This is a genomic window from Citrobacter sp. RHBSTW-00944, from assembly GCF_013615435.1.
In the GTDB taxonomy this organism is placed as follows: Bacteria; Pseudomonadota; Gammaproteobacteria; order Enterobacterales; family Enterobacteriaceae; genus Citrobacter; species Citrobacter braakii.
Map to the genome: position 1 here is coordinate 3788099 of NZ_CP055418.1, position 23067 is coordinate 3811165.

Genomic DNA, 23067 nt, shown 5'->3' on the forward strand with positions numbered 1-23067 from the left:
ATGGAAAAGGCCGCGAAAGCGGCCTTTGGTTGATACAACTTTTTGCAATTTTTTGCGAGTAGCCTCGGTTATTGCTGCTGTTCCAGCGCGTCACCGACTTTAATTTTTGCGGCTTTACGCAGGTTGCTCATCAGCGCTTCAAAGACAATCTGCGCATTGTTCTGGGTAATCCCCTGAACCATCGCTTTCTTCTGCTCTTCAGGCATAGAACCGGCTTTCACCTCGTCCAGCGCCAGCAGTACAACGTTACCCTGCATGTCGTTCGCCACGCCGTAGCTCGGTTTGTCTTTCGCCGGCAGGCTCAGGCCAAAGGCCGCCTGACTCAGCGGATCCTGACCCGTACGGCTCAGCGTTTTCGCTTCGCCAAAGCTCAGACCCGCCGCTTTCATGGCTTCATCGCCCTTACCAGCTTTCAGATCCGCCAGCAGTTTATCGGCATCAAGCTTCGCCTGCTGCTCTGCTTTATTGTGCTTAACAAGCGCAGTTACCTGATCTTTCACTTCAGCCAGTGGTTTAACGGCTTCAGCTTTGTGCTCTGCAATTCGCAATACAAACGCGCGATCGCCATCCACGGTGATGATGTCGGAGTTACTGCCAGGCGTACCGTTCTCACCAACCAAACCACCATTGAAAATGATGTCAGCGACCGGTTTGAAGTTCAGCTCTTCCGGCAGACTGTCACGGCTAAACCAGCCCGTTTCAACCGCTTTCATACCCGCCGCCTGCTCCGCACCCGCCAGGGATTCGTTATCGTTGCTGGCGGCATCGCTCACTTTCTGCTGCAGCGCATAGTAGGCATCCAGCGCTTTTTCCTGCTTCACTTTCGCCGCAATGTCGTCGCGGGCTTCGCTCAGCGGTTTAACCTGCGCAGGCTGCACGTCGTCAAGACGCGCAACGAGGAAACCAACGGAAGACTTAATCACACCTGACAGCTGGCCTTTCTCTTTCAGACCGGCATTCTTCAGCTCATCCGGGGTGGTGGAATCTTCCAGCCATCCCATGTCGCCGCCTTTACGGGCAGAGATGATGTCAGCAGATTTTTCTTTTGCCAGCGCAGCGAAATCACCGCCTTTGTTCAGCTCGTCCAGTACCGCTTTGGCTTCATCTTCCGTTTTGGTCTGAATGATGCTGTAGCGGTTACGCTGCGGCTGAGTGAACTGATCCTGATGCTGGTCATAATAAGCCTGAATATCCGCATCGCTGGCCGTCTCCTGCATAGCAGCAGCATCCAGCTTGATGTAGCTCACGCGGAACTGTTCCGGCGTCATAAAGTTGTTTTTATTCTGCTCGTAGTAGCTGGCAACTTCCTGCTCGGTAACAGACTGCTTCGCGGCCAGTGCGTTAACGTCAATTGTCGCCTCGCGAACGATACGCTGCTGTGCGACCAGCGCCGCCAGCTCGTCCGTTTCGCCTTTCAGCATGAAGTCCGTACCGGCAACGCCGTTAATCAGTTGCTGGGTAGTAAGCTGATTACGTAATGCCTGAGCGTACTGGTCTGCGGTCATTCCCATCTGATTAACAATCGCGTTGTAGCGATTGTTATCAAATTTACCGTCCACCTGGAACGCAGGCGTGGCGAAAATAGCCTGTTTAACCTGATCGTCGCTGATGTTGAGATTAAGCTCGCGGGAGTACTGATCCAGCAGCGCTTCGTCAATAAGACGATTCAGCACCTGCTGACGCAGCGTTTTCATGTAGCCTTCGTTCGCAGCCAGCTCGGAGTATTGATCGCCCAGCTGTTGCTGCATGCGGTTACGTTCGCTGTTGAACGCATTCTCGAACTGCCCGCGGCTAATCTCCTGGCCATTCACTTTGGCGGCGAAGTTATTGCCCCCGCCAATCAGGTAACCACTCACGCCGGTCAAAATGAACGACACGATAATGATACCGAAAATAATCTTGAGCACGAGACTGTTAGCAGCCGTGCGTAAGCTGTCCATCATGGTGTAACCACACTCCGCTGTAGATGACTATACGCGTTATCTCTCAAGCCGCCTGCGCGTTGTCACAACAGCGGCGGCAAGGATTTTGAGTATATATGCTTCACGCAGCATAGCGTTTCCTGAACGCTGCGTACAAAGGCCTATTGTGACAAGAAACAGGGGCAATTGTCAGCCCACAACGCGTAGAAAGTACCGGAATTACAAATAAAAAAGGCACATCAGTCGATGCGCCCTTGTACTTCGTCACATCCCCAAAGGGGAAATCACTTAGTTTACCGCGTCTTTCAGTGCTTTACCTGCACGGAAGCCCGGTACTTTAGCCGCGGCGATGGTGATCTCTTTACCTGTTTGCGGGTTGCGACCAGTACGGGCAGCACGCTCTTTAACGGCAAAAGTACCAAAACCTACCAGCGCTACGTCATCACCTTCTTTCAGAGATTCGGTAACAGAAGCAATAATTGCATCTAACGCACGTCCAGCCGCAGCTTTAGAGATATCAGCCCCTGCAGCAATTTTGTCGATCAGTTGAGATTTATTCACTCTTCTCTTCCTCTTTATAATTTATATCGCACCTGAATCCTTCAAAGTGCGAACGCGCAGCAGTTATATCAGGCCTGCCATGCCCTTACAACACCCGTTAATGATGGCAAGCCCAATCCGTCATCTAAATTATCTATACAAAAAAAGGCTGGCAAGTCCGAAATGGCCTGCCAGCCCTGTTTTTATTAGTGCTCTTTGCGCGAGGTCACTATTTTGCGGTCACAACCTGCATTCCGGAGGGCTCATTTTGCAACGCGAGCGTCAGAACCTCCTCAATGCGTTTCACCGGATGGATGTCCAGATCGGCAATTACGTTGTCCGGAATCTCTTCCAGGTCACGTTTGTTTTCGTCTGGAATTAAGACCGTTTTAATACCACCACGGTGTGCCGCCAGCAGTTTTTCTTTCAAACCACCAATAGGCAGAACCTGGCCACGCAGGGTGATCTCGCCGGTCATCGCCACGTCGGCGCGAACCGGGTTACCGGTCAGACAAGAAACCAGCGCGGTACACATGGCAATACCCGCACTTGGACCGTCTTTCGGCGTCGCCCCTTCAGGTACGTGAACGTGGATGTCGCGTTTTTCGTAAAAGTCCGGATTAATACCCAGTTTTTCCGCACGCGCGCGCACCACGGTCAGCGCAGCCTGAATGGATTCCTGCATGACTTCACCCAGAGAACCGGTGTAGGTCAGCTTGCCTTTACCTGGTACGCAAGCGGTTTCGATGGTCAGCAGATCGCCGCCCACTTCCGTCCATGCCAGACCGGTTACCTGACCAACGCGGTTTTCGTTGTCCGCGCGGCCATAGTCAAAGCGCTGTACGCCCAGGTAGTCGTGCAGGTTGTCACCATTGATCTCAATATGTTTCAGCGACTTGTCGAGCAGCAGCTGTTTCACCGCTTTACGGCACAGTTTGGAAATTTCACGCTCCAGACTACGCACGCCAGCTTCACGGGTGTAATAACGAATAATGCCCACAATGGCGCTATCGTCGACCGTCAGCTCGCCTTTTTTCAGCGCGTTACGCTCAATCTGTTTCGGCAACAGGTGACGTTTAGCAATGTTCAGCTTCTCGTCTTCGGTATACCCGGACAGACGGATCACTTCCATACGATCCAGCAACGGTGCGGGAATATTCATGGAGTTAGAGGTCGCAACGAACATCACGTCGCTGAGATCGTAGTCCACTTCCAGGTAGTGATCGCTGAACGCCACGTTCTGCTCTGGATCCAGCACCTCAAGCAGTGCGGAAGCCGGATCGCCACGCATGTCGGAAGACATTTTGTCGATCTCATCAAGCAGGAACAGCGGGTTTTTAACGCCCACTTTAGCCATTTTCTGGATCAGTTTACCCGGCATCGAACCAATATAGGTCCGGCGGTGACCGCGAATTTCAGCTTCATCACGCACACCACCCAGCGCCATACGGATGTATTTACGTCCGGTTGCTTTAGCGATGGACTGTCCCAGAGAAGTTTTACCTACCCCCGGCGGCCCAACCAGGCACAGGATCGGCCCCTTGATTTTATTCACACGGCTTTGAACCGCGAGATACTCAAGAATACGGTCTTTGACGCGTTCCAGACCGTAATGGTCAGTATCGAGGATTTCCTGAGCCTGACGCAGATCTTTTTTGACCTTGCTACGCGCATTCCACGGCACCTGAACCATCCAGTCGATGTAGCCACGGACTACGGTCGCTTCCGCTGACATCGGAGACATCATTTTCAGCTTCTGCAGTTCTGCTTCCGCTTTCTCTTTTGCCTCTTTCGGCATTTTCGCCGCGTCGATTTTACGCTTCAACGCTTCGTTTTCGTCCGGCGCATCGTCCATCTCGCCGAGCTCTTTCTGAATGGCTTTCATCTGCTCGTTCAGATAGTACTCACGCTGGGATTTTTCCATCTGCTTTTTCACGCGGTTGCGAATGCGTTTCTCAACCTGCAGCAGATCGATTTCAGATTCCATCATCGCCATCAGATATTCCAGACGTTCGTTAACGTCGGACATCTCCAGTACGGACTGCTTGTCAGCAAGCTTCAGCGGCATGTGCGCAGCGATGGTGTCCGCCAGACGTGCAGGATCGTCAATGCTGTTCAGCGACGTCAGCACTTCGGGCGGGATTTTCTTGTTCAGCTTGATATAGCCTTCGAACTGACTGATAGCGGTACGCACCAGCACTTCCTGTTCGCGCTCATCTATAGCAGGCGAGTCAAGGTACTCCGCTTTCGCAGAGAAGTGCTCGCCGTTGTCAGACAGCGCTGAAATACGCGCGCGCTGTAACCCCTCGACCAGCACTTTTACGGTGCCGTCAGGCAGTTTCAGCATCTGCAAAATAGAGGCCACGGTCCCGACGGTGAAAAGATCGTTTACACCCGGCTCATCCGTTGACGCTTCTTTCTGGGCAACCAGCATGATTTTTTTATCATGGTCCATAGCCGCTTCCAGACAACGGATAGATTTTTCCCGCCCTACAAATAAGGGTATGACCATGTGCGGATAAACCACCACATCGCGCAACGGCAATACGGGGATTTCAATGCGTTCAGAACGCTCAGGATTCATAGAGCTCTCTCTTAGTTTAGTTTCCGCCAGGTAATCAGGTGGTACGACTGTGCTCCACACCACCTTTAACATGTATGTCAGTATATGGGGATGTTTCCCACACATTCAACGCCATGTTTACGGAAAAATAAAAGGGGAGATAAAATCCCCCCTTATTAATTAAATGTCTGTATGAATTGATGAATTATTCGCCAGATGCCTGCTGCGCTTCCGGCTTACCGTAAATCAGCAATGGCTTGCTCTGGCCGCCAATCACCGACTCATCGATCACCACTTTTTCGACGTCTTCCATAGAAGGCAGATCGTACATGGTGTCAAGCAGTGCGGCTTCGACGATAGAACGCAGACCACGAGCACCGGTTTTACGTGCCATCGCTTTCTTGGCGATCGCATCCAGCGCTTCCTCACGGAATTCCAGATCAACACCTTCAAGATTGAACAGCGCCTGGTACTGCTTGGTCAGGGCGTTTTTCGGCTCTTTCAGGATCTGGATCAGCGCTTCTTCGCTCAGTTCGCTCAGCGTCGCTACAACCGGCAGACGCCCGATGAACTCAGGGATCAGACCAAATTTGATCAGATCTTCCGGCTCCACCTGCGACAGCAGTTCACCTTCACTGGCTTTATCAGACTGCGCTTTTACCGTTGCGCCAAAACCAATGCCGGAGCCCGTTTCAACACGGTTAGCAATGACTTTATCCAGACCGGCAAAGGCACCGCCGCAGATAAACAGGATCTTGGAGGTATCAACCTGCAGGAATTCCTGCTGAGGATGTTTACGCCCCCCCTGCGGTGGAACGGCAGCAACCGTACCTTCGATCAGTTTCAACAGCGCCTGCTGTACGCCTTCGCCGGAAACGTCACGGGTAATGGACGGGTTGTCAGACTTACGAGAAATCTTGTCGATTTCATCGATATAGACGATCCCACGCTGTGCTTTCTGCACGTCGTAATCGCACTTCTGCAGCAGTTTCTGAATAATATTTTCAACATCTTCACCCACATAACCAGCTTCGGTCAGCGTGGTGGCATCGGCCATAGTGAACGGAACGTCCAGCAGGCGTGCCAGCGTTTCAGCCAGCAGCGTTTTACCGGAACCCGTCGGGCCAATCAGCAGGATGTTACTTTTGCCCAACTCGACGCCATTGCTGGTGTCGCCGTTGCGCAGACGTTTGTAATGGTTGTATACCGCGACCGCCAGCACTTTCTTCGCCTGCTCCTGACCGATAACGTAATCGTCCAGGTGGTTGCGAATTTCATGTGGCGTCGGCAGCGCACTGCGTTCACGGTGCGGTGCTACTTCCTTAATCTCTTCGCGAATGATGTCGTTACATAAATCAACACATTCGTCGCAGATATACACGGATGGTCCGGCAATCAGCTTACGCACTTCATGCTGGCTTTTGCCGCAAAAAGAGCAGTACAACAATTTGCCCGAGCCATCTTTGCGTTTATCTGTCATGGGTCAAAACCTCTTCTTTGTTCTTTGTGCCGCACACGACGACGCAAATGCCATTCTCAGGCGCAAGACGCTAGTCAGCGTTGTGCCGCTCCAGGTAATTATAGCGGTACACCTGCGCACTGGGCATTAATTACGATGGGTCAAAATCGAGTCGACCAGACCGTACTCTACCGCTTCAGAAGCGGAGAGGAAGCGATCGCGCTCGGTATCACGTTCAATCTGCTCAAGAGATTGACCCGTATGATGCGCCATAAGTTCGTTCATGCGCCCTTTTACCTTCAGGATTTCACGGGCATGAATTTCAATATCCGTTGCCTGGCCCTGGTAACCGCCCAGAGGCTGGTGGATCATGACGCGAGAGTTAGGCAGGCAAAAACGTTTACCTTTCGCCCCGGCAGTCAGCAGGAACGCGCCCATTGAGGCCGCCTGGCCCATACAAATGGTGCTGACGTCCGGCTTAATAAACTGCATGGTGTCATAGATAGACATCCCGGCAGTGATCACTCCACCAGGGGAGTTGATGTACAGGTAGATATCTTTTTCTGGGTTTTCTGCTTCCAGGAACAGCATCTGCGCCACGATCAGGTTAGCCATATGGTCTTCGACCTGGCCGGTCAGAAAAATGACGCGTTCCTTAAGTAGACGAGAATAGATATCAAAAGAGCGCTCACCACGTGAGGTCTGTTCAATGACCATCGGCACCAGCGCCATATGGGGTGCAAAGTTATCTCGTTCGCCGCTGTATGACATTTCCGTCTCCTGGATAAAATTTGAAAAAACCTGCTGTGCTGATTGTAACCTTATGGACGGATTATCAGCTAGTCCCTCTGTAATGGGTACGACATCGCCATAATTCAAGCATAACAATCTTTTGTTGTAACGCTAACACTGAAACGCTGTTTTCGCACTCTTCCCATGCAAAATCCGTGACAAAAAAAAACCCGCCACCAAAAGGTGACGGGCTTGCGTACGAAATTCGTGCTAAATAAGCGACGAATTACGCCTGCTGGTTCATCAGCTCGTTGAAGGAAGTGGCTTTTTCAGTCACTTTCGCTTTCGCCAGAACGGCTTCAACAGCCTGCTCTTCCAGAGCGACGTTACGCATGTTGTCCATCAGCTCTTTATTTTTGCTGTAGAACTCAACAACTTCTTTCGGATCTTCGTAAGCAGAAGCCATCTCTTCGATCAGGCCTTTAACGCGATCTTCGTCAGCTTTCAGCTCGTTGGTACGAATCACTTCGCCCAGCAGCAGACCTACAACTACGCGACGCTTAGCCTGTTCTTCGAACAGTTCACGCGGCAGTTCCAGAGCTTGTTTTTCGTTGCCGCCAAAACGCTGTGCAGCCTGACGACGCAGAACGTCGATTTCGCTGTCGATCAGAGCAGCCGGAACGTCGATGTCGTTAGCTTTTACCAGACCTTCGATCGCCTGAGATTTAACGCGGTTACGCACAGCGCCTTTCAGCTCGCGTTCCATGTTTTTACGTACTTCAGCGCGCAGACCCGCTACGGAACCATCTTCAACGCCGAAACGTTTGATGAATTCTTCAGTCAGTTCCGGCAGTTCGCGCTCTTCAACTTTCTTCAGGTTGATAACGAACTTAGCGGCTTTACCTTTCAGGTTTTCAGCGTGGTACTCTTCCGGGAAGGTCACATCGATAGTGAACTCTTCGCCAGCTTTGTGGCCTTTAACGCCTTCTTCAAAGCCTGGGATCATACGACCCTGGCCCATCGCCAGTACGAAGTCAGACGCTTTGCCGCCTTCGAACTCTTCGCCGTCTACAGAGCCGGTGAAGTCGATGGTTACACGGTCCTCTGCATCTGCAGCGCCGTCTTTGTCTTTCCAGGTAGCCTGCTGCTTACGCAGGGTGTCCAGCATCACGTCAACGTCAGCGTCGGTGACTTCAACAACCGGTTTTTCAACTTCGATTGCTTCCAGGCCAGTCAGCTCAACTTCCGGGTAAACTTCGAACTCTACCGCGTAAGTAAAATCTTCACCCAGTTTGTATTCGCCCGGAACGTAGTTCGGTGCGCCAGCCGGATTGATTTTTTCTTTGATGATCGCGTCAACGAAGTTGCGGCTCATCAGGTCGCCCAGAACGTCCTGGCGAACAGACGCGCCATAACGCTGAGCAACAACATTCATCGGTACTTTTCCTTTGCGGAAACCGTCAATACGCACTTTCTTCGCTACGTTGACCAGCTCGCTTTTCACAGCGGTCTCGATGCTGTCAGCAGCGATAGTAATCGTTACACGGCGGCCAAGGCCTTGAGTGGTTTCAACTGAAACTTGCATCTTGTTACCTCAAAAAATCACAGTGCTCGGTCAACTCTTCTCCGCAAGCACAGGTTGTTGGCTTCGCGGAACTGGGATGTTCTCATAAGCAATCACATTCCCTGTCGTCAGAATCATCCCGAAGACATTCCGAAAAATAAGACGCGCATTATAGCGGCATCACTTTTATGAGTCGAGAACGGTTATCGCGCGTTGCTGCGGCTTTTTTCACAATTCCCGGCTAATTTTTGTCTGAATACTGTACGACTGCCCCAGAATTCAGACAAAACAAAACGGCCCGCAGGCCGTTTTCACATAATCTGTAGCAACATACTGGAAAAGCGTCGGTTGTTGCAAATCCGTTTTTACGCGATGCTTCCCGCCCCACGACACGGAGGCGATGCAAAAATCGTATCCTGCAACGCTTCCCACTCCTTAATGGTGTAGGTATGCAGGGCAAGTGCATGAACGGTTGTGGAAAGCTCCACCGTTAAGGTGCTGTAAATCATCCGATGACGATTCAGAAAACGTTCACCTGTAAAGCGATCGCTAACCAGCACAACCTTAAAGTGGCTTTCAGAACCTGCCGGGACATTGTGACGATAGCTTTCATCCACAACTTCGAGGAACACGGGTTGGAACGCTGCCCTTAATTTTTCTTCTATTTGCTCACGAATCATCATGAAGTTTTTCCTCCGACAACGCTGAGATGTCACCCATCCCTTTAAATACTAGCCGCTTTTACCGCTTTCATTACACCTTAGCAACAAAAAATTAGCGTTTGTCTGATTTTCTCAGCCAAATGGATGAAGTTCACTAAATCCTCACTTCGATTTATTGCAAAAAGTCCGTTTATGGTCTCCACAAAGACATAAAACTGACAACACAATGAATTTACATGCGTTACCCACTTCCCCTCATCGTTGGCGATGTTATGATGGCGGGAATTTTCTCCAACCATACAATTTAGATTCGCTGAGAGCCCTGGCATGTTTAAAAAAATCCTCGTCCCGTTTGTCGCGCTGTTTATGTTAGCTGGATGCGCAACGCCGCCGACCACTATTGAAGTTTCCCCGAAAATTACCCTGCCACAGCAGGACCCGAGCCTGATGGGTGTGACCGTTAGCATCAATGGTGCCGACCAGCGTCAGGATCAGGCGCTGGCAAAAGTTACCCGTGACAACCAGCTTGTTACCCTGACCGCGTCCCGCGATCTGCGCTTCCTGCTGCAAGAAGTACTGGAAAAACAGATGACCGCACGCGGTTATATGATTGGGCCAAACGGTGCTGTTAACCTGCAAATCATTGTTAGCCAGCTGTATGCAGACGTGTCCCAGGGTAGCGTGCGCTATAACATCGCCACCAAGGCAGACATCGCCATCATTGCGACTGCTGCTAACGGCAACAAGATGACCAAAAACTACCGCGCAAGCTATTCTGTTGAAGGCGCACTGCAGGCCTCTAACAAAAATATCGCTGACGCCGTTAACAGCGTGCTGACCGATACCATCGCTGATATGTCTCAGGACACCAGCGTTCACGATTTCATCAAGCAGAACGCTCGTTAATTTCTGCCCATATGGCCCGGCGTTCGTCGGGCCTATAGAAGCCCATGTCCAGTCATTACTTACGTATTTTTCAGCAACCACGTTCAGCTATCCTGCTCATACTGGGATTCGCCTCCGGTTTACCACTCGCACTGACCTCGGGTACGCTTCAGGCATGGATGACGGTCGAGAATATCGATCTTAAAACCATCGGTTTCTTTTCTCTGGTCGGCCAGGCCTACGTGTTTAAGTTCCTCTGGTCTCCGCTAATGGACCGCTACACGCCGCCGTTTTTAGGTCGACGCCGTGGTTGGTTGCTGGCAACTCAGGTGCTGTTACTGATTTCTATCGCCGCGATGGGCTTTCTGGAGCCTGGCACGCAGCTACGCTGGATGGCCGCGCTTGCGGTGGTGATCGCGTTTTGCTCGGCATCGCAGGATATCGTCTTTGACGCATGGAAAACCGACGTGCTACCCGCCGAAGAACGCGGCACCGGCGCGGCTATCAGCGTGCTGGGCTATCGTTTAGGGATGCTGGTTTCCGGTGGGCTGGCTCTGTGGATGGCCGACCGCTGGCTGGGCTGGCAAGGAATGTACTGGCTGATGGCGGCGCTGCTGATACCTTGCATCATTGCTACCCTGCTAGCGCCCGAACCGACTGATGCCATTCCGGTGCCCAAAACGCTGGAGCAAGCGGTTGTGGCCCCGCTGCGCGACTTCTTTGGTCGTAACAACGCCTGGCTAATTCTGCTGCTTATCGTTCTGTATAAGCTCGGGGATGCCTTTGCCATGAGCCTGACTACAACCTTTTTAATCCGCGGCGTCGGATTTGATGCGGGTGAAGTTGGCGTGGTGAATAAAACGCTCGGACTGCTGGCAACCATCGTTGGCGCGCTGTACGGCGGGATCCTGATGCAACGCCTTTCGCTGTTTCGCGCATTGCTGATTTTCGGCATCCTGCAGGGGGCGTCGAATGCGGGCTACTGGTTATTGTCCATCACTGACAAACACATGTTCAGTATGGCCGCCGCCGTCTTCTTTGAAAACCTGTGTGGTGGCATGGGTACGGCAGCGTTTGTCGCCTTATTAATGACGCTGTGCAATAAGTCCTTCTCAGCGACCCAGTTCGCTCTGCTCTCCGCGCTTTCAGCCGTTGGTCGCGTTTACGTTGGCCCGGTAGCAGGTTGGTTTGTCGAAGCGCATGGGTGGCCAACGTTTTATTTGTTCTCTGTGTTTGCCGCTATCCCCGGCCTCATACTGCTGCTGGTTTGTCGTCAGACTCTGGAACATAGCTGGCAAAATGAGAGCTTCATTCCGCGCACGGAATTTCGTGGCGCGTACAGTCTGGCATTAATGACGTTGGTTGTGGGCTGCTGTCTGCTGGTGGTTTGGCTGCTGCTGTTAACCATGAACGCGCTGGATTACACCCACTTCTCCTTCCTGCCGGAACTGCTGGAAATCTCGGTGGTGGTCGCGGTCTGCGGGGTCGTTTTTGGTGGATTGCTGGATTATCTGGCACTGCGCAAAACCCGCCTGGCGTAAAAATCCACATTAATATCGCCGTTGTAATCACCCTGCGTAATTATAACGGCTAAATAAACAACAATTACTAAAAATATTATTTGTTATTTTGTGCGCCAAAGAATTTGGAAATTATTGACGCCTTTTATATATACTATTTCCCTTACTCGATTCAGCCACTACAGATTTATTTTTTGTTCTTCAATTGTCTTTTTATTGATAATCAATTGTTAAACAATTGTTTTATTTTCGTATTGGTTATACCAATTACCCTCAGCACGTCTCCCGCTTGCCCGCTTTCGTTATAACGTGATGTTGCAACAGGTTCTTAAAGTCAAAACGACATATATTGCAACATATGTGACATGCCCGGCAGAACCCAGTAACACAGATCCAAGGATGTTTACAGTAATGTAACCTTCCCGTAAAATGCCCTCACACTTTAAACGCCACCCGGTCCCGTGGAATTGAGGTCGTTAAATGAGACTCAGGAAATACAATAAAAGTTTGGGATGGTTGTCATTAATTGCAGGCACTGCATTACTCAGTGGCTGTAATTCTGCGCTGCTTGACCCTAAAGGACAGATTGGACTGGAACAACGTTCTCTGATACTGACGGCATTTGGCCTGATGTTGATTGTCGTTATTCCTGCCATCTTGATGGCTGTTGGTTTCGCCTGGAAGTATCGTGCAAGCAATAAAGATGCGAAGTACAGCCCGAACTGGTCACACTCCAATAAAGTGGAAGCTGTGGTCTGGACGGTGCCGATCTTAATCATCATTTTCCTTGCCGTACTGACCTGGAAAACCACTCACGCTCTTGAGCCAAGCAAACCGCTGGCGCATGACGAGAAGCCCATTACCATTGAAGTGGTTTCCATGGACTGGAAATGGTTCTTCATCTATCCGGAACAAGGTATCGCTACCGTGAATGAAATCGCCTTCCCGGCGAATACTCCGGTTGAGTTCAAAGTGACGTCCAACTCCGTGATGAACTCCTTCTTTATCCCGCGTCTGGGTAGCCAGATTTATGCCATGGCCGGTATGCAGACTCGACTGCATCTGATCGCCAACGAAGTCGGTACTTATGATGGTATCTCCGCAAGCTATAGCGGACCAGGCTTCTCCGGTATGAAGTTCAAGGCTATCGCAACAAAGGACCGCGCCGAATTCGACCAATGGGTTGCTAAAGCTAAACAGTCCACGAACACCATGAGCGACATGGCTGCGTTCGAAAAAGTGGCTGTGCCAAGCGAATACAACCAGGTGGAATACTTCTCCAACGTGAAACCAGATTTGTTTAAAGACGTTATTAACAAATTTATGGCTCACGGTAAGAGCATGGACATGACCCAACCCGAAGGTGAGCACAGCGCACACGAAGGAATGGAAGGCATGGACATGAGCCACGCGGAATCCGCTCACTAAGGGGCCGAGGAAGAATACGATGTTCGGAAAATTGACGCTGGATGCAGTGCCGTTCCATGAACCAATTGTCATGGTTACGATCGCTGCCATTATCATCGGTGGTGCGGCCTTACTGGGCCTAATCACTTACTTCGGTAAGTGGACCTACCTGTGGAAAGAGTGGCTAACTTCGGTTGACCACAAACGCCTTGGCATCATGTATGTCATTGTCGCAATCGTCATGTTGATTCGTGGCTTTGCCGACGCCATCATGATGCGTAGTCAGCAAGCGCTGGCTTCTGCAGGTGAAGCGGGCTTCCTGCCACCTCACCACTACGACCAGATCTTCACGGCTCACGGCGTGATTATGATCTTCTTCGTGGCAATGCCATTTGTTATCGGTCTGATGAACCTGGTGGTTCCGTTGCAGATCGGCGCACGTGACGTTGCATTCCCGTTCCTGAACAACCTGAGCTTCTGGTTCACCGTTGTCGGCGTAATCCTGGTTAACCTGTCTCTGGGCGTGGGTGAATTCGCACAGACCGGTTGGCTGGCGTACCCGCCACTCTCGGGAATAGAGTACAGTCCAAGCGTCGGGGTCGATTATTGGATATGGGCAGTCCAGTTGTCCGGTATTGGTACAACCCTAACCGGGATCAACTTCTTTGTGACCATCATTAAGATGCGTGCGCCAGGAATGACCATGTTCAAGATGCCGGTATTTAGCTGGGCATCGCTGTGTGCGAACATCCTGATTATCGCGTCTTTCCCAATCCTGACGGTTACCGTCGCGTTGCTGACCCTGGATCGCTATTTAGGCACCCATTTCTTTACCAACGATATGGGCGGCAACATGATGATGTACATCAACCTGATTTGGGCCTGGGGCCATCCGGAAGTGTACATTCTGGTTCTGCCGGTCTTCGGTGTGTTCTCCGAAATCGCTGCAACCTTCTCACGTAAACGTCTGTTTGGTTACACCTCACTGGTGTGGGCAACCGTGTGTATCACCGTTCTGTCGTTCGTTGTTTGGCTGCACCACTTCTTCACCATGGGTGCAGGCGCTAACGTAAACGCCTTCTTCGGTATTACCACCATGATTATCGCCATCCCGACCGGGGTGAAGATCTTCAACTGGCTGTTCACCATGTACCAGGGTCGTATCGTATTCCACTCAGCGATGCTGTGGACGATTGGCTTTATCGTTACCTTCTCAGTCGGCGGCATGACCGGCGTACTGCTGGCGGTTCCGGGTGCGGACTTCGTGCTGCACAACAGTCTGTTCCTGATTGCGCACTTCCATAACGTTATCATCGGCGGCGTCGTATTTGGATGCTTCGCAGGTATGACCTACTGGTGGCCAAAAGCGTTTGGCTTCACGCTGAACGAAACCTGGGGTAAACGCGCATTCTGGTTCTGGATCATCGGCTTCTTCGTGGCGTTTATGCCGCTGTATGTGCTGGGCTTTATGGGGATGACCCGTCGCCTCAGCCAGCAGATTGACCCGCAGTTCCATCCGATGCTGGTCGTTGCCGCCTGCGGTGCCGCACTGATTGCATTGGGTATCCTGTGCCAGCTGATTCAGATCTTCGTTTCTATTCGCGACCGCGAGCAGAACCGCGACCTGACCGGTGACCCATGGGGTGGTCGTACGCTGGAGTGGGCAACCTCTTCCCCGCCTCCGTTCTACAACTTTGCCGTTGTGCCGCACGTTCACGAGCGTGATGCCTTCTGGGAAATGAAAGAAAAAGGTGAAGCGTACAAGCAGCCTGCGCACTATGAAGAAATTCATATGCCGAAAAACAGCGGTGCCGGTATCGTCATTACCGCTTTCGCAACACTGTTTGGTTTCGCCATGATCTGGCATATCTGGTGGCTGGCGATTGCAAGCTTCGCAGGCATGATCATCAGCTGGATTGTGAAAAGCTTTGATGAAGACGTGGATTACTACGTGCCGGTCCCGGAAGTCGAAAAACTGGAAAACCAGCATTTCGATGAGATTACTAAGGCAGGGCTGAAAAATGGCAACTGATACTTTAACGCACGCGACTGCCCACGCGCACGAACACGGGCACCACGATGCAGGCCAGACCAAGATCTTCGGATTCTGGGTCTACCTGATGAGCGACTGCATTCTGTTCTCTATTCTGTTTGCAACCTATGCCGTTCTGGTGAACGGCACCGCTGGTGGCCCAACAGGTAAGGACATTTTTGAACTGCCGTTCGTTCTGGTTGAAACATTCCTGCTGTTATTCAGCTCTATTACTTACGGCATGGCGGCGATCGCCATGTACAAGAACAACAAGAGCCAGGTTATCTCCTGGCTGGCGTTGACCTTCTTGTTCGGTGCCGGATTCATCGGGATGGAACTCTATGAATTCCATCACCTGATTGTTAACGATATGGGTCCGGATCGCAGCGGCTTCCTGTCTGCGTTCTTCGCGCTGGTCGGCACGCACGGTCTGCACGTCACCTCCGGTCTTATCTGGATGGCGGTGCTGATGGTGCAAGTTGCTCGTCGCGGCCTGACCAGTACTAACCGTACCCGCATCATGTGCCTGAGCCTGTTCTGGCACTTCCTGGATGTGGTGTGGATCTGTGTGTTCACTGTTGTTTATCTGATGGGGGCGATGTAATGAGTCATTCTAACGAGAGCGGCGGCGCATCCCATGGCAGCGTAAAAACCTACATGACAGGTTTTATCCTGTCGATAATCCTGACGGTTATTCCGTTCTGGATGGTCATGACAGGTTCTGCCTCTCCTGCCGTCATTCTGGGAACTATTCTGGCAATGGCAGTGGTACAGATTCTGGTGCACCTGGTGTGCTTCCTGCACATGAATAGCAAATCTGATGAAGGTTGGAACATGACAGCCTTTGTCTTTACTGTGCTAATCATCGCCATCCTGGTTGTGGGCTCCATCTGGATTATGTGGAACCTTAACTACAACATGATGATGCACTAAGAGCGGCGATTATGATGTTTAAGCAATACCTGCAAGTAACAAAACCAGGCATCATCTTTGGCAACCTGATCTCGGTGATTGGGGGATTCCTGCTGGCCTCGAAAGGCAGCATTGATTATCCCCTGTTTATCTACACGTTGGTTGGGGTGTCACTGGTTGTGGCGTCGGGTTGTGTATTTAACAACTACATCGACAGGGATATCGACAGGAAGATGGAGAGGACCAAAAACCGCGTGCTGGTTAAAGGTCTGATTTCCCCTGCGGTCTCGCTGGTATACGCCACCCTGCTGGGTATTGCTGGCTTTATGCTGCTGTGGTTTGGCGCGAACCCTCTGGCCTGCTGGTTGGGGGTAATGGGCTTCGTGGTCTATGTGGGCGTCTATAGCCTGTACATGAAGCGCCATTCCGTTTATGGCACGCTGATTGGCTCACTCTCCGGCGCTGCGCCGCCGGTGATTGGCTACTGCGCCGTAACCGGTGAGTTCGATAGCGGTGCGCTGATTCTGCTGGCTATTTTCAGTCTGTGGCAGATGCCGCACTCTTACGCGATTGCGATTTTCCGCTTTAAGGATTATCAGGCAGCCAACATCCCGGTACTGCCGGTGGTGAAAGGTATTTCGGTCGCGAAGAACCATATCACGCTGTACATCGTGGCGTTTGCTATCGCCACGCTGATGCTAACCCTGGGCGGCTATGCTGGTTATAAATACCTGATTGTTGCTGCGGCGGTGAGTGTCTGGTGGTTGGGCATGGCGCTGCGCGGTTATAAAGTGGAAGATGACAGGGTCTGGGCACGCAAGCTGTTCGGTTTCTCCATCATCGCCATTACCGCGCTTTCCGTGATGATGTCCGTTGACTTTATGGTGCCAAACTCGCAGAACCTGCTGACTTACGTCTGGTAACGATCTGCTGATACGAAAAGGGTGCCTCCGGCACCCTTTTTTATTGGCAGGGATGTTATTCAGTCATAAAGCCATTTCCCCGCCTTTGCTGACTCTATAATCATCTCTACTGTCAAAGGCTTTAATTCAATTTCAGGAGGATCTTTTTTCCAGAAAGGGTATTCTTGTTCAATATAATTCCTTCCATCAAAGTTCGAATATTCAATATCAAAATGCTCAAATAAATCAGCTAAAAAATCATATGCATCTTCCGGAATAAACTGAAAATCATCCTCCAGGGTCCATTCTTTCGTGACCTGCTTAAGACCAGGCCTAAACCAACGTTCCCTGATTGGGTAATTCTTCATGATGTACTCAATAACTTCAGCTTCATAATTTCTCATCAGAAAGATGTCCACTGTATGCGATCTTTGGGTCGTGCGATGAGGTTGTATTTATCGCGGGTATGTTTTGTCACCGCGAACAAAAGCACGATTAACTGAGCATGCCCGACAAAAGGAACCCAACGGCCTATGTAAGTTGCTATTTGGTTTGTTGGAACCATCTTCAATTTGGAAAACTTCCCCATAGGAGCGTGTAGTCTTAAACCAAACGGGAACCGAGCCCCTTTCAGAAGTTTTCTACATAGAATTGATGCAATACTAGTGCCTGGAGTGTTCGTGGCTGCTGATAGTTTTCCTTTGACAGGAATAAATGGTTGACCGATCAAAACCAGCATAACAGCGTCCGTGGTGATACCTAATGAATCTGCCAACTGCTCAATGAATATCAAATCAAACAGTTCACCCGACGTTACGTTAGCGTGACCATGATACCAATAGGTTCCATTCGCCTCTTCAGTTGTGTCCATTCAATCCCCCATTATGCCGTCTGCCGGTCATTCCATGCGTCGGTATAGATAATGTTCCCGTCGCAATGCTTCCAGGTGATTTTTTCGTAGCGTAATTCTATGGTTTCAAGATGGTTATTATTCATGTCCTCTGGACCAGCCATCGAGGGAGAAACGGAGACAATCCGCACCCCTTCCAGAAACATATTGCAGTATTCAACTTCCTGACCGGCATCATTGATTTTGTACCAACGAATCTCTGCAGACTTAAGATTCTGACCAGAAGCGACAGCTTTGTATAAATACGGGCTGGAGTAGTCAAACTCTTTGACGATCATCATCGGTGAGTGTTGGCGTGTGCCTGTTGGCTTGCCTGTACCGTTATCAGTGGGAATAGACAAATTGTGATGAAAGCCTTTAAATTCAATACTGTATTCTCTTCCTTTTACATCACACCCGCCCTTAATCAGCGCACCACCATCGTCATAAATCCACATATTGCCCGGAATCGCCATTTTCCTTTTCCCTCTTTCCATTAGAAATAACCACCAAAAGACTACACCTGTAATTATCGCAAGTAAATTAGTTGCAGTTGTAATTATTTCAATTTTCCCACTACACAATTCCACATATCGTAGAGGTTTACCGCACTCCTTCCCCGCTTTACACTAGGCGCGAAATTAATACAGAGGTGGGAATGAACGATTACAAAATGACGCCCGGTGAGTTGCGCGCCACCTGGGGTTTAGGGACCGTATTCTCGTTGCGCATGCTTGGCATGTTTATGGTTCTGCCGGTTCTGACCACGTACGGTATGGCGCTACAGGGTGCCAGTGAAGCGCTAATTGGCCTTGCCATTGGCATTTATGGTCTGGCGCAAGCCGTGTTCCAGATCCCCTTTGGTCTGCTTTCTGACCGCATCGGTCGTAAGCCGCTTATCGTCGGCGGGCTGGCGGTGTTCGTTCTCGGCAGCGTGATTGCCGCCCTCTCCGATTCAATCTGGGGCATTATTCTCGGTCGCGCTTTGCAAGGCTCTGGCGCGATTGCCGCCGCCGTGATGGCGCTGCTTTCCGACTTAACCCGTGAGCAAAACCGTACCAAAGCGATGGCGTTTATCGGCGTCAGCTTTGGTATCACCTTCGCCATTGCGATGGTGCTAGGACCGATCGTTACCCATGCGCTGGGGCTACACGCGCTGTTCTGGATGATTGCAGCTCTTGCAACCACCGGCATCGTGCTGACTATTTGGGTCGTTCCCAATAGCACCAGCCACGTGCTGAACCGCGAATCTGGCATGGTAAAAGGCAGCTTCAGCAAAGTGCTGGCTGAGCCCAAACTGCTCAAGCTCAACTTTGGCATCATGTGTCTGCACATTTTGTTGATGTCCACTTTCGTCGCCTTACCGGGCCAACTGGCGAAAGCCGGTTTCCCCGCCGCAGAGCACTGGAAAATTTATCTGGTGACGATGCTGCTGTCCTTTGTTTCCGTGGTGCCGTTCATCATTTACGCAGAAGTGAAGCGGCGGATGAAGCGCGTATTCCTCGCCTGCGTGTTACTGATCCTTATCGCAGAGATTGTATTGTGGAGCGCTAACGTGCGTTTTTGGGGGCTGATTGCAGGCGTTCAGATATTCTTCCTCGCCTTCAACCTGATGGAGGCCCTCCTCCCCTCGCTTATCAGCAAAGAGTCTCCGGCTGGCTATAAAGGCACGGCGATGGGCGTTTACTCCACCAGCCAGTTTCTTGGCGTGGCGATTGGCGGTTCGCTCGGCGGTTGGGTGGTCGAAATGTTTGATGGTCAGGCGGTATTCCTGGCCGGCGCGCTTCTGGCGGCAATTTGGTTGTTGGTGGCAAGCACAATGAAAGAGCCGCCGTATGTCAGTAGCCTGCGAGTGGAAATCCCACCTAAGATTGCCGCAGATGACACCCTTAAGCAGCGTCTGCTGGCTAAAGAAGGGATAAGCGAAGTGTTAATTGTTGCGAAAGAGCATTCGGCTTACGTGAAAATCGACAGCAAAGTGACAAATCGATTTGAGGTTGAACAGGCCATCAGCCAGGCGTGAAGAGAGCCAGATGGCGACTATCGTTTGAGCCGGCCTACAAATAGCGTGTGCAACCTGTAGGCCGGATAAGCGTAGCGCCATCAGGCATTACGACTTAATCGCGGAAGTTCTTAAACTGGAACGGCTGGCCGAGATCGCCGCCGCGAACCAGCGCCATAACGGATTGCAGATCGTCACGCGCCTTGCCGGTCACGCGGATTTCTTCGCCCTGAATCTGCGCCTGCACCTTCAGTTTGCTGTCTTTGATCAGCTTAACGATTTTCTTTTGCACCGCGCTTTCAATGCCCTGTTTCAGCTTAGCTTCAACAAACCAGGTTTTACCGCTGTGCACGAAGGTTTCTGGTACGTCCAACGAAGTGCCTTCAATACCACGTTTCAGCAGCTTGGCACGTAAAATATCCAGCAACTGATTGACCTGGAAATCAGACTCGCTTAGCACCTTAATCGTCTTATTCGACTCGTTCAGCTCAAAAGTCGCTTCAACGCCACGAAAATCAAAGCGTGACTCCACTTCGCGGCTGGCGTTATCTACCGCGTTACGGGCTTCCTGAAGATCAACTTCAGAAACAATATCGAAAGATGGCATCTTTTCCTCTCCCTTCATTTTTGATGCGAAGCATAATACCTGCAAAGTTACACAACAGACAGCGCTATACTAGGCTGTATCCTTTAATTGTACGTGGTACTGATACCTGCGAACAATAATGGGGTACGGCCGATATGGATTAACACCTGGTGATGTTGCAGGTGAGGAGGAAGAATGAAAATTACCGTACTGGGATGTGGAGCGTTAGGACAGCTTTGGCTAACCACGCTGTGCAAACATGGACATGAGGTTCAGGGGTGGCTACGCGTACCGCAACCCTATTGCAGCGTTAACCTGATCGACACGGATGGGTCAGTATTCAATGAATCCCTGACGGCAAACGACCCCGATTTTTTGGCGAAAAGCGACCTGTTGCTTGTCACTCTGAAAGCCTGGCAGGTTTCTGATGCGGTCAAAGGCCTGGCCTCCATTCTGCCTGACACCACTCCCATTCTGCTGATTCACAACGGTATGGGGACGATTGAAGAGTTGCATAACATTAAGCAACCTCTATTGATGGGCACCACAACCCACGCGGCACGCCGTGACGGCAACGTGATCATTCATGTCGCTCAGGGAACAACAAGGATTGGTCCGGCGCGTGAACAAGACGGTGATTTCAGTTATCTGGCTGAAGTCCTGCAAGAGGTGCTGCCGGACGTCGCCTGGCACAACAATATTCGCGCTGAGTTGTGGCGTAAGCTGGCCGTCAACTGCGTCATTAACCCGCTGACCGCATTATGGGATTGCTCAAATGGAGAGTTACGCCATCATCCTGAAAAAATAGCGCTCATCTGCGAGGAGGTGGCGGCGGTCATTGAACGCGAAGGCCACCACACATCAGCAGATGATTTACGCTATTATGTTGAGCAAGTGATTGACAGTACGGCGGAAAATATCTCATCAATGCTGCAAGACATACATGCCCTGCGCCATACTGAGATCGACTACATTACCGGTTATTTGTTAAAACGCGCCCGCGCGCACGGCATCGCCGTCCCGGAAAATGCCCGCCTGTTTGAAATGGTTAAGAGAAAGGAAAGTGAGTATGAGCGCTCAAGCACTGGTATGTCTCGCCCCTGGTAGTGAAGAGACCGAAGCGGTCACCACTATCGATCTGCTGGTTCGCGGCGGAATTAAGGTCACGACTGCAAGCGTTGCCAGCGATGGCGGCCTGATGATCGTGTGCTCACGCGGCGTAAAACTACTGGCGGATGCGCCATTAGTGGAAGTTGCTGATGGGGATTTCGACATTATCGTGCTGCCCGGCGGTATTAAAGGCGCCGAGTGTTTTCGCGACAGCCCTCTGCTTGTCGAAACCGTGAAACAGTTTCATCGCTCCGGGCGCATTGTCGCGGCAATTTGCGCCGCTGCCGCCACAGTCCTCGTCCCACACAATATTTTCCCCATCGGTAACATGACCGGTTTTCCGGCGCTGAAAGACAATATTCCCACTGACCAGTGGCAGGATAAGCGCGTCGTATGGGATCCGCGCGTCAATCTGTTAACCAGCCAGGGACCGGGAACCTCAATCGATTTCGGTTTAAAAATCATTGATCTCCTGGTGAGTCGCGAAAAAGCTTACGAAGTGGCATCACAAATGGTGATGGCTGCGGGAATTTATAACTACTACGAGTAAATATGCTTACCGGATGGTTTCAACCATCCGGTAAAATATTTAAAACCAAGGCACTCCGCTCATAACGTTGCTATAAAACAACATTCTTCCCGCCAGTTCCCCCGTCGCCATTAATACTACCCACACCCAACTCTGTTGGCCGTAGTTCAGGCGCGATATTCCCCACACAGCAACGCAGATACTGGCAAATAGCTGCCACCATAGCAGAGGACTTGACGCATCAGCGCCAGGCACATGATAGCGAAACCACAACCCGCCTGCCGTCAACACGATTCCAATTACAATCCCTGCATTGCATGTCGTTGAAGAGGATTTATGCCAATAGCCACCGGCCACCGCCACACTCATAAAACCCAGCAATACTGCCGTTGCCAGGAAGCCAAGCGGCGTAGCTATGGTATGCCAAAGCGAGTGCAGCGCCATTTGGTAATACACCTGAGACGTCACAAAGATTGACACCAGGCCAACAAGCGCAGTCACACCACCCAGAAGATTCGCCCCTGGATGCCCAGGCTTGAGCCAACATAACGCTAACCAGCAAAATATCACGGCATTCAATACTATAAATGCCACTACTTCCCGGCTCAGCCAAGATATTCCCAACCCTGCCATTGCACGGTATGCGCCTGTAGGTGTTCCCAAGTGTGCAAGGGATGCCAAAGAACCCAGCACAGTGATGACCCAAAATAACAGCGCCAGCCGACGATATTCTTCAGCATTGAATTTCAGCGTACCAAAATTCTGACACAACGTTAGTGCCAGGACACCACCAATCCCCCATTGAGCAAAGACCGTAAAAAAGACTAATGGCAATTCATAGTGTTCCATTT

The 23067-nt window shown here is 51.1% G+C and carries 22 protein-coding genes; 10 read left to right on the plus strand and 12 right to left on the minus strand.

Going from position 1 to position 23067, the window contains the following annotated elements:
* Window positions 1-68: 68 nt before the first annotated feature.
* The 7 genes from ppiD to bolA form a co-directional block, all read right to left on the minus strand.
* On the minus strand, window positions 69-1943 hold the full coding sequence (gene ppiD, locus HV334_RS18250; protein ID WP_016152053.1) for a peptidylprolyl isomerase: 1875 nt from the start codon (window positions 1941-1943) through the stop codon (window positions 69-71).
* Window positions 1944-2210: 267 nt separating this feature from the next.
* A complete protein-coding gene (gene hupB / locus HV334_RS18255; RefSeq protein ID WP_003021629.1) occupies window positions 2211-2483 on the minus strand; it encodes a nucleoid-associated protein HU-beta in 273 nt (90 codons plus the stop codon).
* Between the two features lie 208 nt (window positions 2484-2691).
* Window positions 2692-5046: an endopeptidase La gene (gene lon / locus HV334_RS18260; protein ID WP_016152052.1), complete on the minus strand. Its 2355-nt coding sequence runs from the start codon at window positions 5044-5046 to the stop codon at window positions 2692-2694.
* Between the two features lie 184 nt (window positions 5047-5230).
* Complete coding sequence (gene clpX, locus HV334_RS18265) at window positions 5231-6505, minus strand: ATP-dependent protease ATP-binding subunit ClpX (protein ID WP_003831013.1); 1275 nt, start codon at window positions 6503-6505, stop codon at window positions 5231-5233.
* Between the two features lie 126 nt (window positions 6506-6631).
* Window positions 6632-7255, minus strand: coding sequence for an ATP-dependent Clp endopeptidase proteolytic subunit ClpP (gene clpP / locus HV334_RS18270; RefSeq protein ID WP_003021624.1), 624 nt, complete (start codon window positions 7253-7255; stop codon window positions 6632-6634).
* Between the two features lie 247 nt (window positions 7256-7502).
* Complete coding sequence (gene tig / locus HV334_RS18275; RefSeq protein ID WP_003021622.1) at window positions 7503-8801, minus strand: trigger factor; 1299 nt, start codon at window positions 8799-8801, stop codon at window positions 7503-7505.
* A gap of 344 nt (window positions 8802-9145) precedes the next feature.
* Window positions 9146-9463: a transcriptional regulator BolA gene (gene bolA / locus HV334_RS18280; protein WP_016152051.1), complete on the minus strand. Its 318-nt coding sequence runs from the start codon at window positions 9461-9463 to the stop codon at window positions 9146-9148.
* A gap of 306 nt (window positions 9464-9769) precedes the next feature.
* On the opposite strand from bolA, the gene HV334_RS18285 reads away from it, so the two are divergent.
* The 7 genes from HV334_RS18285 (at window position 9770) to cyoE (ending at window position 17121) form a co-directional block, all read left to right on the plus strand.
* Window positions 9770-10348 (plus strand): lipoprotein, encoded by a 579-nt coding sequence (locus HV334_RS18285; protein WP_016152050.1) that lies wholly within the window; start codon window positions 9770-9772, stop codon window positions 10346-10348.
* 44 nt (window positions 10349-10392) lie between these two features.
* Window positions 10393-11868: a muropeptide MFS transporter AmpG gene (gene ampG, locus HV334_RS18290; protein ID WP_153690667.1), complete on the plus strand. Its 1476-nt coding sequence runs from the start codon at window positions 10393-10395 to the stop codon at window positions 11866-11868.
* A gap of 459 nt (window positions 11869-12327) precedes the next feature.
* On the plus strand, window positions 12328-13275 hold the full coding sequence (cyoA, locus tag HV334_RS18295) for a cytochrome o ubiquinol oxidase subunit II (protein ID WP_003847580.1): 948 nt from the start codon (window positions 12328-12330) through the stop codon (window positions 13273-13275).
* Between the two features lie 19 nt (window positions 13276-13294).
* Complete coding sequence (gene cyoB / locus HV334_RS18300) at window positions 13295-15286, plus strand: cytochrome o ubiquinol oxidase subunit I (protein ID WP_003831008.1); 1992 nt, start codon at window positions 13295-13297, stop codon at window positions 15284-15286.
* The gene (locus tag HV334_RS18305) at window positions 15276-15890 is read left to right on the plus strand and encodes a cytochrome o ubiquinol oxidase subunit III (RefSeq protein ID WP_181220745.1); all 615 of its coding nucleotides are present in this window, start codon (window positions 15276-15278) and stop codon (window positions 15888-15890) included. Before cyoB ends, HV334_RS18305 begins: the two co-directional genes overlap by 11 nt.
* The gene (locus tag HV334_RS18310) at window positions 15890-16219 is read left to right on the plus strand and encodes a cytochrome o ubiquinol oxidase subunit IV (protein ID WP_003831006.1); all 330 of its coding nucleotides are present in this window, start codon (window positions 15890-15892) and stop codon (window positions 16217-16219) included. Before HV334_RS18305 ends, HV334_RS18310 begins: the two co-directional genes overlap by 1 nt.
* Window positions 16220-16230: 11 nt before the next feature.
* Window positions 16231-17121: a heme o synthase gene (cyoE, locus tag HV334_RS18315; RefSeq protein WP_003831005.1), complete on the plus strand. Its 891-nt coding sequence runs from the start codon at window positions 16231-16233 to the stop codon at window positions 17119-17121.
* Between the two features lie 59 nt (window positions 17122-17180).
* On the opposite strand, the gene HV334_RS18320 is transcribed toward cyoE, so the two are convergent.
* From HV334_RS18320 to tssD, 3 genes are read right to left on the minus strand one after another with little or no spacing between them, the layout of a single operon-like run.
* Window positions 17181-17504: a DUF1493 family protein gene (locus HV334_RS18320; RefSeq protein WP_016152048.1), complete on the minus strand. Its 324-nt coding sequence runs from the start codon at window positions 17502-17504 to the stop codon at window positions 17181-17183.
* Window positions 17504-17971 (minus strand): STM2901 family protein, encoded by a 468-nt coding sequence (locus HV334_RS18325; protein WP_181220746.1) that lies wholly within the window; start codon window positions 17969-17971, stop codon window positions 17504-17506. Before HV334_RS18325 ends, HV334_RS18320 begins: the two co-directional genes overlap by 1 nt.
* A gap of 11 nt (window positions 17972-17982) precedes the next feature.
* Window positions 17983-18465, minus strand: a complete 483-nt coding sequence (tssD, locus tag HV334_RS18330) for a type VI secretion system tube protein TssD (protein WP_181220747.1) — start codon at window positions 18463-18465, stop codon at window positions 17983-17985.
* Window positions 18466-18647: 182 nt separating this feature from the next.
* On the opposite strand from tssD, the gene HV334_RS18335 reads away from it, so the two are divergent.
* A complete protein-coding gene (locus tag HV334_RS18335) occupies window positions 18648-20012 on the plus strand; it encodes an MFS transporter (RefSeq protein WP_181220748.1) in 1365 nt (454 codons plus the stop codon).
* 94 nt (window positions 20013-20106) lie between these two features.
* Here the strand turns inward: HV334_RS18335 and HV334_RS18340 are convergent, their stop codons facing one another.
* Window positions 20107-20598, minus strand: coding sequence for a YajQ family cyclic di-GMP-binding protein (locus HV334_RS18340; RefSeq protein ID WP_003831002.1), 492 nt, complete (start codon window positions 20596-20598; stop codon window positions 20107-20109).
* Window positions 20599-20772: 174 nt separating this feature from the next.
* Between HV334_RS18340 and panE the strand changes: the two genes are divergently transcribed.
* The gene (panE, locus tag HV334_RS18345) at window positions 20773-21684 is read left to right on the plus strand and encodes a 2-dehydropantoate 2-reductase (RefSeq protein WP_047416891.1); all 912 of its coding nucleotides are present in this window, start codon (window positions 20773-20775) and stop codon (window positions 21682-21684) included.
* Entirely contained in the window at window positions 21647-22237 is a 591-nt protein-coding gene (gene yajL / locus HV334_RS18350) for a protein deglycase YajL (protein ID WP_181220749.1), read from the plus strand. The genes panE and yajL overlap by 38 nt, the downstream gene beginning before the upstream one ends.
* A gap of 39 nt (window positions 22238-22276) precedes the next feature.
* On the opposite strand, the gene HV334_RS18355 is transcribed toward yajL, so the two are convergent.
* Window positions 22277-23065, minus strand: a complete 789-nt coding sequence (locus tag HV334_RS18355; protein ID WP_131347885.1) for a DmsC/YnfH family molybdoenzyme membrane anchor subunit — start codon at window positions 23063-23065, stop codon at window positions 22277-22279.
* Between the last annotated feature and the right edge of the window lie 2 nt (window positions 23066-23067).